The following is a 16213-nucleotide window of genomic DNA, read 5'->3' as shown; positions in this document are numbered from 1 at the left end:
ATCCGCCTCTCCTCAGCGCACGCAGGTTAAGTTGATTTTGCCTTTCCTGCGGCCTTTTTGGTTTTTGTCACTGACTTTTTACGTGTGGTTTTTTTCGCACTGGGCTTGCTGCCCTCCTCGATTGACCACGCCGTACCATCATAGTGTGCAACCCAACCCGTCGCTTTGCCATTTTCTTCAGTCATAACGTACTGATTTTTGTTTTTGCGACTAAACCGAACCACTGCGTCGTTGCCCTGACTGTCCTCGTTCGGTGCTTCCGCCAGATAATGAAACTTCTCTGGGATCCGATCTTTAAATCGTTGCAGTTCTTTAACCGTAACAGCTCTCGTTTCTCGCGATTTAGGGAAGGTGTTGGCTGATAGGAACACCCCTGAGGCACCATCGCGTAAGACGAAATAAGCATCAGATTTTTCGCACGGCAACTCAGGTAAATGCACGGGGTCTTCCCGCGGTGGTGCAGGCTGTCCGTTTTTCAGGAGCTTTCGTGTGTTCTTACATTCGCTGTTTGTACAGCCAAAGTACTTACCAAAACGGCCCGATTTAAGCTGCATATCACTTCCACAGCGATCACACTCAATCAGAGGCCCATCATAGCCCTTAATTTTGAAGCTCCCATGCTCGACGACGTGACCATCACACACGGGGTTGTCACCACAGACATGCAACTTGCGCTCTTCATCAATCAGGTAACTATCCATCGCGGTATTGCATTTTGGACAGCGTTTTTTAGCGCGCAGCGCAAGCGCTTCTGATTCATCGTCCTCATCGTCAGATAGCTTAACGGCCTCTTCTCCTGGTACCAAGTTAAGCGTTTGAGTGCAACGCTCCTTCGGTGGTAGGTTATACCCCTCGCACCCTAAAAATACCCCTGTGGATGCCGTTCGGACGCCCATTTTGCGACCACAGGCCGGACAGTCAATGTCTGTCAGGACCATTTGATTGCTGCGCATTCCGCCCGATTCTTCCTCGCTTTCTGCACGTTCCAGCTGATCCTTGAAGTCTGCATAAAATGCGTCAAGCGCTTTCTTCCAATCTTGTTTTCCAACGGCGATATCATCGAGCCGTTGTTCCATCTCGGCCGTGAAGTTATAACTCATCAAGTCGCGGAAATTTTCAATCAGACGGTCTGTAACGATCTCGCCCATTTTTTCCGCAAAAAAGCGACGTTGCTCAACTTTCACGTAACCGCGATCCTGTATCGTGGAGATGATTGATGCATAGGTCGACGGACGCCCAATTCCGCGTTTTTCCAGCTCTTTTACTAATGATGCCTCGGAGTACCGAGCGGGCGGCTTGGTGAAGTGCTGCTGTGGGTCGAGCTTCTCAAGCGCCAAGGCTTGTCCTTTCTGTAAATCAGGGAGTGACGTATCTTCGTTACCTTTGCGGCCCATTGGCGGCTGCACACGTGTCCAGCCATCAAAACGTAAGACACGGCCCCGCGCCCGCAGCTGATAATCGCCCGCGGTCACTGTTAGTGTGGTTGCATCATATTTTGCTGGCGTCATCTGGCAGGAAACGAACTGTCGCCAAATAAGTTCATATAAACGTTCAGCATCCCGCTCCATCCCACTTAATTGGGACGAGCGAACCCGCGCATCGGAAGGACGGATCGCCTCGTGCGCTTCTTGCGCATTTGATTTGGCTCCATAGAAGTTTGGTTTTTCTGGCAAGTAGGCCGGCCCAAAATCTTTTTCAATCAAGCTTCGGCAGGCATTCAGCGCATCCCCACTCAAATGCGTCGAGTCAGTCCGCATGTATGTAATATACCCGGCTTCATACAAACGCTGCGCCAGCATCATTGTTTTCTTCACCCCAAATCCAAGGCGAGTACTCGCAGCCTGTTGCAAGGTTGACGTGATGAAAGGCGCTGATGGGCGACTTTGGGTCGGTTTATCTTCTCGCTCCGTGACCTGATAAGGCAGTTTCTGCAATTCGTTAACAGCAGCCATCGCATCAGTCTTGTTCGTGGGGCGAAATGCTTTGCCGGCATGTTTCACCACTTCAAACCGAGCGGCCTCGTTCGCATTGTGCTGCGCATGCAGCTCCGCATGAATATCCCAATACTCTTCAGGAACAAATGCACGTATCTCTCGCTCGCGCTCAACGACAAGGCGTACAGCGACACTTTGAACCCGCCCTGCGGATAATCCCCGTGCAATTTTCTTCCAGAGCAAAGGCGACAACATAAATCCGACAACACGATCAAGAAATCGCCGGGTTTGTTGCGCATTCACCCGTTCAACATTCAGTTCGGCGGGGTGGGCAAAAGCGTCCTGAATCGCTTTTTTCGTAATCTCATTGAACACGACGCGCTGATACTGGTCCTCGCTCCCACCAATCAGCTCCTTTAGATGCCAAGCAATTGCTTCTCCCTCGCGGTCCAAATCCGTCGCGAGATAAATACGATCCGCCTTCTTAGCGAGCGACTGAAGCTCCTTGACCACCTTCTCTTTACCGGGTAGCACTTCATAATGCGGCTCCCAACCATGCTCAGGATCGATTCCCATACGGGCGACCAGATTCTGATAATCGCGCTTCTTTTTATATGCTTCTTTTTGTTTCGGCGTCATTTTACGAACTTCAGCCGGAGACTTTGTCGGAGCCTTCGATATGCTTTTGGTCGGCAAATCCCGCACGTGACCGACGCTTGACTTCACCACAAAGTCTGGGCCGAGGTATTTATTAATCGTTTTTGCTTTTGCGGGGGACTCAACGATAACCAGCGATTTAGCCATGAAATCCGATATCTCTTCTTTGAATGCGAATGGAGAGGGCGTAAACAGGCACCTGTATAAACCTTCAGTTACAATAGTGCAAGCCCAATCGGTGTACGTTCTCTTATTACAGATATATAGGGAATATGGTTTTGGCACAACCCATCGAATGCTGACAGATTAAAAACAAATCAAATTTGCATAGATAGTCAACCGCCTTGGATACCGAGCTAGGCCCCGAAATATTGGGGCTTTTCAGGATCAAATGCTCGCGTATAATGACCCATGAACACGGGCGATTTGCCACATATGAACCTCAGGGAGTGCGTGACAACCATGCAGCATTTTGAAGTCAATTTTGACGGTCTGGTGGGGCCTACACACAATTATGCGGGACTTTCATTCGGGAACGTTGCGTCATTAAACAACGCAAAAAGTTCATCCAGCCCAAAGTCTGCCGCCAAGCAAGGGCTGCGAAAAATGAAGGCCCTCAAGGATATGGGATTGGTTCAGGGCGTGCTCGCCCCACAAGAGCGTCCAGATATTTATGCACTTCGCCGTTTAGGTTTCCACGGCAGTGATAAAGAAGTCCTCGCGGCGGCAGCAAAAGAAGCCCCAGCGATTTTCCGAGCGTGTTGCTCTGCCTCTAGTATGTGGACTGCCAATGCGGCAACCGTCTCCCCAAGCGCAGACACCATGAATGGGAAAATTCACTTTACCCCGGCCAATTTGACCAATAAATTTCATCGCTCACTAGAACCAGATACGACGGGTCGGATTTTGCGCGCCATGTTTGCGAATAGCCGATATTTCGAACATCACCGTCATCTGCCCGACAATGAGCACTTCGGCGACGAAGGTGCGGCAAATCACACGCGTTTTTGTTGTGATTATGGTTTTGCGGGTGTGGAGCTATTTGTGTACGGTCGACACGCCTTCGACGATAGCCGCCCTGCACCCAAGAAGTTTCCGGCCCGACAAACCTATGAAGCCTGTGCAGCGGTCGCACGATTACATGGGTTGAGCGACGATAACGTGGTATTCCTTCAGCAAAATCCTGATGTCATTGACAAAGGTGTCTTTCACAATGATGTCATCGCCGTCGGGAATCAAGATGTCTTGTTCTATCATGAAGAAGCATTCATTGGTCAGGAAGAAGCGTTCCGAGCGCTCGAAGAAAAGCTTGGTCAATCCATGCACTTCATTGAAGTTCCAAGTGCACTTGTGAGTGTTGAGGATGCTGTAAAAACTTATCTGTTTAATACCCAACTGGTTACGTTAAAACCCGGACATATGGTGATTATCGCACCGACGGAATGTCAGGAAAGCGACGTAGTATCTCGTTATCTGGAAAATCTCGTAACGCAAGGAACTCCCATCAAAGAAGTTCGCTATTTTGATGTGAAACAGAGCATGCGTAACGGGGGTGGGCCGGCATGTTTGCGTCTTCGCGTCGCAATGAACGACCAAGAGCTTGCAGCAGTGAATCCTCATTGCATTCTGACAGACAGCTTATTCGCGCGATTAAATCAGTGGGTGGACAAACATTATCGGGATGAACTCTCTTCAGACGACCTTGCCGATCCGGCGCTGCTCGACGAATCGAGAATGGCGCTTGATGAGCTAACCCAAATTATGCACCTCGGTTCGGTATATCCGTTTCAACGGGGCTAAAAAAACCGGCGAAAGCCGGTTTTTCTTTTGTTTACTCACCCGAATATTCATCCCAAGGGGTGACCGAGAACCCAGCCTCTTGAAAGCGTGTTTTAAGGCCTGTTTCTCCACCGATGTGACCTGCCCCAACAGCGATGAATAGCTCGACGGGTTCGGCCGGCTGAATATATACGGATTCAAGGTACGCAAACCAAGCAAGATTCCGTGCATCGAGAATCGCGTACAGTGACTCGGTCGTTTCCTGGGCATAAATGGCATCCATCAGACGATCGAGGTCACCCGCGCGCCACGAAGCTTCAAGACGGGTTAACTCTTCGTGTAAGCCTTCGGCATCCTCCATAAGCCGTTTCGCTAGCTCTGCGTCATCATAGCGGCTAAAGGTTGCTCGCAGTGCCTCGACTTGCGCGGCTGTTCGCTCAAGTCCCCGTTCTTGAATCTGCTGCTGAGCGAGACGCCCGTAGAGTGGAGCCTCAATGCCATAATGGGCAAAAAAGCCAGCTTTCTGCGACATTTGCGCAGACAACAACGTAGTGACTAACCACATTTCCAGTTGATTGATTTGAGCACCCGGCATGCCATGCGCTCGAGTAAACGCCGAGAACTCCTCCCATAACTGGGGGCCGAGCACCTGCTCGAGCGTTCCTTCTTGACGTCGACCCGCCCGCATCATGTCAAACAAGCCACTCTGCAAGTCACGCATAGTGAGTTCAAAATACACATGATCTGCACGGAGCATAGAATCCGCTACTGCGTCACTTAGGCGTGTTTCAGGCCCTGACCCAAGATGAATCGTGCCAACCAAAATATAACGTTGATGGTCTTTCTCAGCGACATACACAATCTGCGCTTCCGCGCGGGGCATGACACTCAATATCAGTAAGCCCAGCAACACAACCCCATGCCATGCATACCGCTTAAACCATGGAATTTCTCGCTGGGCTTGCTTCATTAACTTGCTCCTGAACTTGCGCTGTTCAACGGGTTGTTTCACTAATCGTCTTCGTTATGAACGTCGGGGTTTGAACCATGATTATCGGCGTCCTGACGCGCATCATCATTGCGCGATGCATGCAATCGATCAAGGTAATCCTGGCTAATATCACCGGTTACATACTCACCGTTAAATACGGAAGTCTCGAAACGCTCTAGGGACGGGTTTTCCTGTTGCACGGCTGCAACGAGGTCAGAGAGATCTTGATAGATAAGACCATCTGCACCGATCAGCTGGCAAATTTCCTCGACTTCTCGCCCGTACCCAATCAATTCGTTCGCGCTCGGCATATCGATTCCATATACGTTCGGAAAACGAATTTCCGGCGCAGCGGATGCAAAATATACCTTTTTGGCACCCGCCTCTCTCGCCATTTCGATGATCTGTTCAGATGTCGTACCGCGAACAATCGAGTCATCCACCAGCAAAACCGACTTCCCTTTAAATTCAGCGCCAATCGCGTTCAATTTACGACGGACTGATTTTCGGCGCTGGGTCTGACCCGGCATAATGAAGGTTCGGCCAATATAGCGGTTCTTGACGAATCCCTGACGATACGGAATGTTCAGAACACGGGACATTTCAAGCGCGATATCACAAGCCGTTTCGGGAATCGGAATAATCACGTCCACGTCAAGATTTGGAAGGTCCCGTTGAATTTTCTCCCCGAGCTTACGCCCCATGTTAATCCGGCTAGCATAGACTGATACGCCATCAAGAAATGAGTCTGGGCGGGCGAAATAAACATACTCAAAAATGCAGGGGTTGTGCACCACACCTTCTGCACACTGACGGCTGAACATCTCACCACTCTCAGAGATGTAAATCGCCTCTCCCGGCTCGACATCTCGAACATACTGAAAGCCTGTGCCGTCAATCGCAACGCTCTCTGAGGCGACCATATACTCGGTTCCTTGCGGTGTTTCACGCTTTCCGAGAGCCAGGGGACGAATACCATGCGGGTCACGGAAGGCCACCATCCCGTGGCCAATCACCATGGCAACGACCGCATACGCACCTTTGACCTGTTCGTGCAGTTTCCGCACTGCGGCAAAGATATCCTCAGAGGTCAATTCCAATTGATCCGCTTGCATTAATTCATAGGCAAAGATGTTAAGAAGAATCTCAGAGTCAGATGATGTGTTGATATGGCGACGGGCCTTTGCAAACAAGGTTTCTTGAAGCTGCTCGGCATTCGTGAGATTTCCATTGTGCGCCATGGCAATGCCAAATGGTGAGTTCACGTAAAAAGGTTGCGCTTCAGCAGAACTGCTTGAACCCGCGGTCGGATAGCGCACATGACCGATACCGATATTCCCACTCAAACGACGCATGTGGCGCGTATGAAACACATCTCGGACCAACCCATTCGATTTACGCAAGCGTAAGGTTTGACCATCGACTGTCATAATGCCTGCAGCATCTTGCCCACGATGCTGCAACATCGTCAGTCCGTCGTAGAGAGCCTGATTAACGGGTTGATTCCCTACGATACCGACAACACCACACATGTTAATTCCTCACGAAAGTTAGTTTTGCTGTAGAAAACTGGATGTATTCTGCAAGTAGTCAAAAAACCACTGAATATAGATTTCGAAATGGGGGATGAGTGACGCATTCAGCCACCAATCGGTACTTGCTGACTGCGTAAATGAATCCATAAAAAACAAGATCGCACAGACAATGAGTACGCCTCTAAAGGCACCAAAAATAGCACCCAGAAGGCGGTCCGTACCGGTTAAACCGGTTTTCTGCACGAGAGTGGCTGCAATGTGCGTCACGAGCGCACCGACGATCAGGGTCACGACAAACAGAATTGCGACCGCAATCCCATTGCGTACCATTGCATCTTCGAACCCTGAAAAGTACACGGCGAGATGCTCGTAAAATCCACTCGCTACGAAAAATGCCGCGATCCACACTGCGAGCGACATAGCTTCTCGGACAAAGCCGCGAATCAAGCTAATAACTATCGAGAGGCCTATGACGCCTAGAATTGCAAAATCAATCCATTCCATCGTGGGTATCGCCTTGAGCAAAGTGCGCGCATTTTACCAGAAGAGTCTGCCCGCTGTCCGCTACTGTTTAACGTGTCGGTGAATATGCGACGACACGCCCCTCTAAATTTGTTAACTCTTTTAGCTGAGGAAGCATGTCGTTCAAACGCTGTTGATTAAGATCCGGCCCGACCATCAGTAAGGTCAGAGATTGACCCGCGCTGTTCTGAGTGGTTCGGCTGTAGGCTTGAAAACCTTGCGCTTGCAACTGCCGCACAAGATCAGCGACGGTATCGGCATTTCTGAACGCGCCAAGCTGAATTGCGAATGCATCACCTGTAATGGCTTCCTGTGCAGACGAAGAGGCGGTTGAAGACTGATTTGCGGGACGCGCAGCCGGTGTTAATTGCGCCTCACGCATTTCAAGCGCCGGCGCATCGTCTTGCACATCACCCTCAAATGGTTCGGGAACACGGGTTGCTTGTTCTGAAAAATCAGGAGGGAACTCGGCACCACGTAATTCAAGTGCAACTTCTGGGCGCAATGGAGTGACCTGAAACTCCTCTTCAGGCGTGTAGTTTTTCCCGGAGAGAAGATCAGGCAGCACGATGATGGCGATCGCACCAACAATCAAAGTGCCGACAATTCGGTTCTTCAGTGGGCTCCCCAAAACTTCCCCCTTCATCCTGTCATGGTTGTATTTTATGGATGGCTGCGACGGTTAAAAACGAGCCGAAACATAATACCACATCATTTGTGGACACAGCACGGATTGCCTGGGTAAATGCATGTTCCACATCAACCGCCAGTGTCACATCGGCACCCTCAGGAAGCGCTTTGCGCAGGTCGGCCGCGGCGTATCCTCGGGGCCCTTCAATTGAGCCCAGATACCATTCAGACACCAAAGGACACAAAGGTTTCAATGTGTCAGCATGTTCTTTATCCCGAAGCATCGCACAGACGGCCACAATGCGCCGGTCAGGAAAGCGACGTACGAGTTCAGCGGCAATGTAGGTGGTCGCATGCGGGTTGTGTCCGACGTCAAGGAGAACGGTCGGTTCTTCCCGAATTTGTTCCATTCTTCCGGGAAGTGTTGCCATCCGCAACCCTTGGCGCACTGAATTGATATGAATGGCTAATCCGCTGGATTGGAGAGCGGCAAGCGCGGTGCTGGCATTGACCAGCGGCAACGACGGATAAGGTAGTTCATCCCATATCCCCTGCGGACCATGAAACGTGAAATGATCCGCTGACTCCGTGACATGAAAGTCTTGCTCACAAAGAAGCAAGTTTGCTGAAATCGCGGTCGCCTGCTCAACTAAGCGTTTAGGCGGTTGGGGATCGCCACAAATTGCAGGCTTGCCGGTCCGATACACGCCGGCTTTCTCGAATCCGATCCCCTCGCGATCCGGGCCAAGAAACTCAATATGGTCAATACCGACACTGGTGACGATCGCAACATCACCATCGATGATGTTCACGGCATCGAGTCGGCCTCCCAGGCCAATTTCGAGCACAAGCACATCTATAGGCTGCTGCTGGAGGAGAAATAACGCGGCTAAGGTTCCGAACTCAAAATAGGTTAACGATATTTCGCCACGTGCACGCTCTACAGCAAAAAATGCTTTGGCGTGTGCCGCATCATCGAGTTCGGCACCGTTAACGCGCACGCGCTCGCGATAATCAATCAGGTGAGGTGAAGTATAGGTTCCAGTGGTGAAGCCTGCTTGCTGGCAAATGACTTCTAAATACCGAACCGTCGATCCTTTTCCGTTCGTCCCTGCGACAATAAAGACCGTGCCGCTCGGTGAAAGCAAGTCCATTCGCTGCGCGACAGCGCGCACACGATCAAGCCCCATATCGATCGGACGATGATGTATCTGCTCGAGATATTCAAGCCACTGAGAAAGACTCCAGGCCGCTTGTTGCTCTGGAGTCGTATCGGACATCTTCATATGAACTCGCGACTACTCGTCGCTCGCGTAGGTCGTTGGAAGATTCTGTAGTTTAGCGAGAATACCCGCCAAACGATCCCGCATTTCACGTCGATCAACAATCATATCGACAGCACCATGCTCGAGCAAGAACTCTGCTCGCTGGAACCCCGGAGGCAGCGTTTCACGAACCGTTTGCTCAATCACGCGAGGTCCCGCAAAACCAATCAACGCTTTAGGTTCCGCCACGTTAATATCCCCCAACATCGCGAGACTTGCAGAAACACCTCCCATGGTCGGGTCCGTCAGAACCGAAATAAACGGAATCCCTTCTTCAGAAAGACGTGCGAGCGCTGCTGAAGTTTTTGCCATTTGCATCAAGGACAGCAATGCTTCTTGCATCCGCGCACCACCTGAAGCCGAGAAGCAAATCAAAGGAATTTTCCGTTCGAGACTCACTTCGGCCGCCTTAACAAAACGGGCTCCAACGACCGAAGCCATTGAACCACCCATAAAGTCAAACTCAAAAGCCGTCGCAACAACTGGGTTTCCCTTGAGGGTTCCGCTCATAGCGACCAACGCATCCTTCTCACCTGTTGCTTTTTGCGCTGCGCTGATGCGATCTTTATATTTCTTGGTATCTTTAAACTTCAGCTTATCTTGCGGCTCAAGTTCAGCTCCAATTTCTTGTGGAGTATTCGGGTCGAGAAACGCGTAAAGCCGCTCGCGAGCACCGACACGCATGTGGTGGCCGCATTTAGGGCAAACATAGAGATTCCGTTCGAGATCAGCCTTGTACAAAATCTGTTCACACCCACCGCACTTGCTCCATACCCCTTCCGGGATATTCTTACGCTTTGGTGACTGTGGCTTCGCTAGAATTCGTTCAATCCAACTCATAAAAAATCTACTCTCTCGTCGCTGCACGCTTCACGTGGCAGATATGAGCTGCATCATCTGCAGCTGAAAATCCGGAATCAGGGCTGCACATTAAAGCACAATCCGCGCTATGTGTGCAGCTTCAAGTGGTCTAAGCACTTTATTTCTATGCTAGGTCAACAAGTCTATCGGGAAACCATAGCGGACCAAGCGTTGACCGAGGAAGTCCGATCGATTCAGGATAAAGTACATCAACTAAGTATAAACCATGCGGTTTCGCAGTTGCCGCCGCCTGCGTGCGGTCTTTTGCCGCGAGTACCTCCGCAAGCCACTGTTCAGGCTGCTCACCCTTGCCAATCACAATCAGACTTCCCACGATGTTGCGCACCATATGATGCACAAATGCATTCGCTTGCACATCAACGACAACATAGTCTGCGATGCGCTGAACCGTTATGTGGTGAACATTTCGATACGGGCTATTCGATTGACATTGTGCCGCTCGGAACGATGTGAAATCTTGTTCCCCTAACAAACATTGAGCAGCTCGATGCATTCGCTTCGCATCAAGCTCTCCATAGACGTGTGTCACCCCAGCTTGCAGAATTCCGGGGCGTAACGTCCGATTATAAATGACATACCGATAGCGCCGTGCGGTTGCAGAAAAGCGCGCGTTGAAATCATCAGAAACTCCTGAGGCCCAACGCACCGCAATATCTTTCGGCAAATTCGAGTTTGCACCCATGGTCCAGGCCTGCATGGCGCGCAGCTGTGTTGTGTCAAAATGCACAACCTGTCCCGTAGCATGGACACCCGCGTCAGTGCGTCCCGCACATACAACTGAAATTGATTCATTTGCGACCTTCGAGAGCGCTTTCTCTAAAGCCTCTTGGACGCTGGGTACTGCATCTTGACGTTGCCAGCCATAATAACGACTGCCATCGTATTCAACCCCGAGCGCGATTCGCATTGCTTATTCTTTGTCCTCGATTTTTTTCAATAACGCGAGTGCCTCTTCGCGTAACTCGGCGTCGGTCTGATCAAATACTTCATCGATCGCCGCACGCGCCTCGGCAAGCTCGCCCATCTCTATATAAGCACGCGCAAGATCAAGTTGCGCTGCCTGTTGGTCACGTGAAAACGCGGCCGCTTCGTCTTCTGTTTGGCCCTCATCCACATCACTATCTGGGTCTGCATCGGCTTCTGCTTCTGCCAGAATTTCATCAATCTCGCGGAACGCCTCACGGGTACTTTCCGGTGCTTGAGATTCAAGCGCTTCGGCCTCCGAAGGCTCCGCGTCTTCGCCTGTTTCCGATGCCGCAACGGACTCGGATCGAGTGCGTTCGCTCGCATCATGCTCCGGCGTTTCTGTACTATCAATCTCAGCTACTTGTGGTTCGTCCTGTTTGCTCAAGTGGGCCGCAGTCGCAACTTTGTGCGGTGAGTCATGCACTTCCTTCCGGTCGCGGCCTCGACTCGCTCCCCGTAATGCAAGGAGTAAAAGAATCAGAAGCCCGACCGTGACCAAAACCCCAGGCCACTGAATAAACCAACGCCAATCAGGAACTTCAGCTTCGGAAACTTGCTGCGCGAGCTGCTCTCGCTCCTGGCGCGCTAAACGAAGTGCCTCTCCAGTTTCCTGCTCCAGTGCGACACTGGCTTCGAGTTCCGCCCGCACCTGCTCGAGAACACGCTCCAATTCCCGAAGGCGCGATTGCATAGCGTCATTGTCCGCAGCGTAACGCTCTGCGTCTTGCTGTGCTTGCTCGAGCGCTTCACGAAGCGTGACAAGCTGCGCTTCGCGTTCAGCTAACTCAGCGTTTTGCTGAGCGCGCGTGCGTGCCTGAACGGTCCCGCCCAGTTGCGGCACAATCCGCTGATACGCTTCTTCTGCATCAATTTGACGAATGCGATCGCCGGTTGGAATCTCCAAAAAGTGTCCTGCGTGCAAATCGTGGACATTATCCGTGGGGAATGCCTGTGGATTGGCATCCATAATTGCAGCCATCGTTTGATAGATGGTTACACTTCGATTTGGATGAAAACGATTGGCGATCACCCACAGGGTATCCAATGCTTGCACCGGGCCGTAGGTTTGAATGACGCGTTCTTGTTGATTTGTTTCCGATTCGGAGGCGACCTCCTCAGCAAGGGGGGTGAACCAAGCGCTGCTGATTAAAATCACAGCACAAGCACCCAGCCATCTGGGTGCTTTCCCAATCACAAAACGAGCTACAGGATGTTTCTTATTCATTATTGGTCCCTGCTGTATGGTCAATTCGAAACGACGCCCCTCTCCAACCTGCGCGGTTTAGAGCATGTGTGACTACCAGTAATCCCTTAATAGATGTTCGGCTATTTGCACGCTATTGGTTGCTGCTCCTTTGCGGATGTTATCTGCTACAACCCACAGGTTCAGTCCGTGAGGATGGGTATAGTCTTTCCGCACACGCCCGACAAACACGTTATCTTTACCTGCTGCACTGGTGACTTGCGTTGGGAAGTCCTCATTCGCTTCGAGCAAGGTAACGCCCTCGGCTTGCTGCAGTAGCGCTTTGACTTGCTCAACGTCTACCGGCATTCGCGTTTCCAAATGAACCGCCTCCGCATGCCCAAAGAACACAGGTACACGCACCGCTGTGGCATTCACCATGACGCCCTCATCTCCCAAAATTTTCTGGGTTTCCCAGTGCATTTTCATTTCTTCTTTCGTGAAATCATTTTCCAAAAACACATCAATTTGTGGAATGCAGTTAAATGCAATTTGGCGGCTGAACGCTTCCGGTTCCACGGGTTTAGCGTTCAACAGATTTGCTGTCTGCTTTGCTAATTCATCCATTGCCGATGCGCCAGCGCCAGATGTCGACTGATACGTTGCCACGTTAATGCGCTCAATACCAAAATGGTCATAAATAGGTTTCAATGCCACCAACATTTGAATGGTGGAACAGTTGGGATTCGCAATGATGTTGCGATTCCGAAACTCGGCGATCGCATGCGCATTCACTTCGGGAACAACTAACGGAATATCTGGCTCGTAACGGAAATGACTGGTGTTATCAATAACGACACAACCCGCTTCCGCTGCAATCGGTGCGTACTTCGCAGAAATCGAGCCACCGGCCGAAAAGAAAGCGATCTGAACCTGACTCCAGTCAAAGGTATCTGCGTCTTCAACGGTTAATTCCTCGCCCTTGAAATTTACCGATGTACCGGCTGACCGACTGCTTGCTAACGGGAACAATCGTTTAACGGGAAAGTTTCGCTCTTCAAGACATTCCATCATTTGCTTTCCAACGAGCCCCGTCGCACCAAGCACTGCCACATTGACTTCAATCGTCATTTTACTTCCTTTCCTACGTCAAGTTCAGAGCACACATCGTGTGCTGTATTCATGGATTTTCAAAGCCGCTTCAAAGCGTACCCTGATATTCTAATCAGATTCCACTGTAAAACCTAATGCTCGGAGTCGGCCTACGTGAGCTGACTCAGTATAGAAACGAAGTGCACTCAATTCACGCCGTTTCTTATATTGTTTTCTCAATTCATCAAATCCTTCCGGCGTCTGCCCGCGCGCCCGAAACTGTTGATCGTCAACACGAGGATCATAAATTGACAGCACAGCGTCAGTCACACGATCGATAAAATCCGGTGCATCCATCTCGGTCTCCCACCGGCCACCTTCCAGTGCAAGTTGTGGAAGGACCTTATTTAATGGAATCTTTTCGTCCGTCAATTGAAATTCAGCATGCAACACATCATACAACATATAGCTACCCCGCACCTTCCCTTCCACGCTATGGCCGGCAATATGAGGCGTGGCAATGGTGATGTGTGGCACTAATGGTGCCAGCACCTCGGGCTCCCCCTCCCACACATCGAGAACGACCGTGCGTGGCTCTTTCTGCAACAAAGCGAACAGTGCTTGATTATCGATGACCGCTCCCCGGCTCGCGTTTAACAACACTGCATCTGAGCGCATCGAATTCAAGACAGTCCCATCGAACATATGATGCGTTGGATGTGCTCCATCCTGTGTGTAAGGGACATGCAAACTGACTAAGTCCGCACGCTCAATCATTTGCATTCCACCGAAGCATCGCGAATCGTGCCCTGCAGCCAGAAATGGGTCAACGTAACAAACATCCATTCCCAGTGCCGCAAGCCGACGACCTGTGGCACTGCCGGTATTGCCGGCCCCAATGATGACTGCTTTCTTACCACGCCAATCACGCCCCTGCCGTACTTCAGGCGTGAGGATTGCTGCCAGAACATATTCTGCAACTGCAATCGCGTTGCAGCCCGGAGCATTTGAAAACTTGATACCCTGACTGATTAGGGCGGCTTGGTCGATATGTTCACTTCCTATTGTGGCCGTCCCCACAAAGCGTAAATGCGGTGCATCAGAGAGCACAGACGCATCAACCGAGGTGGTTGAACGCACTAATAAAACCTCTGCCTTCACAAGCAAATCCCGCGGAATCTCGCGGCCGGAGAAAAACTGCAGCTCACCCCAGGCCCCAAACAGGGACTCCGCGGCAAGCAAATTCTCATCAATCAAAAAGTTCATGTTTTTATTATTTGAAAACCCGTAGAACGCCCATTATGCACGCTTCGAACCAGAATACAAAAACTCTATTTTTGAGCTTCGCGTATAAAAAAAGCCATGTAAAACCGAGAGGTCTTACATGGCTTTCAACCGCGATAACGCGAACTAGCTGTAGCGTTTGAATACCAATGATGCGTTGGTACCACCAAAGCCAAAACTATTCGACATCACAAGGTTCACTTGTTTCTGAAGCGGCTCGCGCACAATATTCATTCCTTGTGCTTTTTCATCGAGTGTGTCGATGTTGATCGATGGAGCAACAAAACCATCGCGCATCATCAGTAACGAATAAATCGCCTCATGGACACCCGCCGCGCCAAGTGCGTGACCTGTCATAGCTTTCGTCGCGCTGATCAAAGGCGTGTTGTCACCGAAGACTTCGCGAATCGCCTCGAGCTCTTTTACATCACCCACTGGCGTGCTGGTACCGTGCGTATTGAGGTATTCAATCGGCTCGTTAATTCCGTGCATCGCCATCTTCATGCAACGCACCGCTCCTTCACCAGATGGAGCGACCATATCGTATCCATCCGAGGTTGCCCCGTAGCCAACAACTTCCGCATAAATTGTTGCACCACGCGCAAGGGCGGTTTCGAGCTCCTCGATGACGAGGATGCCACCGCCCCCGGAAGGCACGAACCCATCACGATTCGCATCGTAGGTGCGTGAGGCTTTTTCAGGCGACTCGTTATATTTAGTGCTTAAGGCGCCCATGGCATCAAACTCCATACCAAGCGTCCAATGCAGCTCTTCACCACCCCCCGCAAACACACGATCCTGTTTACCAAGCTGAATCAGCTCAAGTGCGTGCCCAATGCAATGTGCGCTTGTAGCACACGCTGAACTGATCGAGTAGTTAACACCCTTGATTTGTTTCGGTGTCGCCAGACAGGCTGATGTCGTCGATGCCATACACCGAGGAACCATGTATGGGCCGACGCGCTTCACGCCTTTTTCACGAAGAATATCAGCAGCAGCAACTTGGTGTTCACCCGAAGCACCGCCAGAGCCTACGACCAAACCGGTCCGCTCATTTGATACTTCCGCATCCGTTAAACCGGCGTCGGCGATCGCTTGCTCAAGTGCAATATAAGCATAGGCCGCAGCATCACCCATAAAACGAAGCGCCTTGCGGTCGATGTGCTCACTCACATCGATTTTAAGATCACCCCACACCTGACAGCGCAAGCCCATCTCAGCAAAGCTCTCAGAGCGAGTAATGCCTGACTTTCCAGTGCGCAGCGATGCCGCCACTTCTTGTTGGTTATTTCCAATGCTGGAAACGATACCGATTCCAGTTACGACTGCTCGTCTCATTGATTCTGTCCTGTTGCCAAATTTGGGGTATCATACCGCTTCATCGCCAAAACGAAAACGTACACCGAAGTGGTCGGCTTTCTAAATCACAGGTT

At 50.9% G+C, this 16213-nt stretch carries 13 protein-coding genes; 1 reads left to right on the top strand and 12 read right to left on the bottom strand.

Annotated elements, in window-relative coordinates; all coding sequences use genetic code 11:
- Window positions 1–26: 26 nt before the first annotated feature.
- Window positions 27–2738: a type I DNA topoisomerase gene (gene topA, locus CWE11_RS08975; protein ID WP_126777287.1), complete on the bottom strand. Its 2712-nt coding sequence runs from the start codon at window positions 2736–2738 to the stop codon at window positions 27–29.
- 315 nt (window positions 2739–3053) lie between these two features.
- Here topA and astB point away from each other — a divergent pair, with 315 nt between their 5' ends.
- Window positions 3054–4391 (top strand): N-succinylarginine dihydrolase, encoded by a 1338-nt coding sequence (gene astB, locus CWE11_RS08970; RefSeq protein ID WP_126777286.1) that lies wholly within the window; start codon window positions 3054–3056, stop codon window positions 4389–4391.
- Between the two features lie 31 nt (window positions 4392–4422).
- Here astB and CWE11_RS08965 read toward each other — a convergent pair whose 3' ends face one another.
- The 11 genes from CWE11_RS08965 to fabB all read right to left on the bottom strand — a co-directional run bounded on the left by CWE11_RS08965 (window position 4423) and on the right by fabB (window position 16118).
- Entirely contained in the window at window positions 4423–5340 is a 918-nt protein-coding gene (locus tag CWE11_RS08965) for a TraB/GumN family protein (protein WP_126777285.1), read from the bottom strand.
- Window positions 5341–5381: 41 nt separating this feature from the next.
- Entirely contained in the window at window positions 5382–6893 is a 1512-nt protein-coding gene (gene purF, locus CWE11_RS08960; RefSeq protein WP_126777284.1) for an amidophosphoribosyltransferase, read from the bottom strand.
- Between the two features lie 18 nt (window positions 6894–6911).
- Complete coding sequence (locus tag CWE11_RS08955; RefSeq protein WP_126777283.1) at window positions 6912–7400, bottom strand: CvpA family protein; 489 nt, start codon at window positions 7398–7400, stop codon at window positions 6912–6914.
- A 67-nt stretch (window positions 7401–7467) separates the two neighbouring features.
- A complete protein-coding gene (locus tag CWE11_RS08950; RefSeq protein WP_157981332.1) occupies window positions 7468–8049 on the bottom strand; it encodes an SPOR domain-containing protein in 582 nt (193 codons plus the stop codon).
- A 19-nt stretch (window positions 8050–8068) separates the two neighbouring features.
- Complete coding sequence (gene folC / locus CWE11_RS08945) at window positions 8069–9334, bottom strand: bifunctional tetrahydrofolate synthase/dihydrofolate synthase (RefSeq protein ID WP_241971764.1); 1266 nt, start codon at window positions 9332–9334, stop codon at window positions 8069–8071.
- Between the two features lie 12 nt (window positions 9335–9346).
- Window positions 9347–10213 (bottom strand): acetyl-CoA carboxylase, carboxyltransferase subunit beta, encoded by an 867-nt coding sequence (gene accD, locus CWE11_RS08940; protein WP_126777281.1) that lies wholly within the window; start codon window positions 10211–10213, stop codon window positions 9347–9349.
- Window positions 10214–10358: 145 nt separating this feature from the next.
- On the bottom strand, window positions 10359–11162 hold the full coding sequence (truA, locus tag CWE11_RS08935) for a tRNA pseudouridine(38-40) synthase TruA (RefSeq protein ID WP_126777280.1): 804 nt from the start codon (window positions 11160–11162) through the stop codon (window positions 10359–10361).
- Between the two features lie 3 nt (window positions 11163–11165).
- Window positions 11166–12446 carry a FimV/HubP family polar landmark protein gene (locus CWE11_RS08930; protein ID WP_126777279.1) on the bottom strand — a complete coding sequence of 427 codons (1281 nt, stop codon included), beginning with the start codon at window positions 12444–12446 and terminating at the stop codon, window positions 11166–11168.
- Window positions 12447–12518: 72 nt separating this feature from the next.
- Window positions 12519–13535, bottom strand: coding sequence for an aspartate-semialdehyde dehydrogenase (locus CWE11_RS08925; RefSeq protein ID WP_126777278.1), 1017 nt, complete (start codon window positions 13533–13535; stop codon window positions 12519–12521).
- 90 nt (window positions 13536–13625) lie between these two features.
- Window positions 13626–14762: a 4-phosphoerythronate dehydrogenase gene (locus CWE11_RS08920; protein ID WP_126777277.1), complete on the bottom strand. Its 1137-nt coding sequence runs from the start codon at window positions 14760–14762 to the stop codon at window positions 13626–13628.
- A 144-nt stretch (window positions 14763–14906) separates the two neighbouring features.
- Window positions 14907–16118: a beta-ketoacyl-ACP synthase I gene (gene fabB, locus CWE11_RS08915; protein ID WP_126777276.1), complete on the bottom strand. Its 1212-nt coding sequence runs from the start codon at window positions 16116–16118 to the stop codon at window positions 14907–14909.
- Between the last annotated feature and the right edge of the window lie 95 nt (window positions 16119–16213).

Origin of the sequence: Aliidiomarina sanyensis (genome assembly GCF_003987175.1) — a bacterium.
Lineage (GTDB): Bacteria > Pseudomonadota > Gammaproteobacteria > Enterobacterales > Alteromonadaceae > Aliidiomarina > Aliidiomarina sanyensis.
The sequence above is the reverse complement of the archived record's forward strand: the minus strand, read 5'-3'. Positions and strand labels throughout refer to the sequence as shown.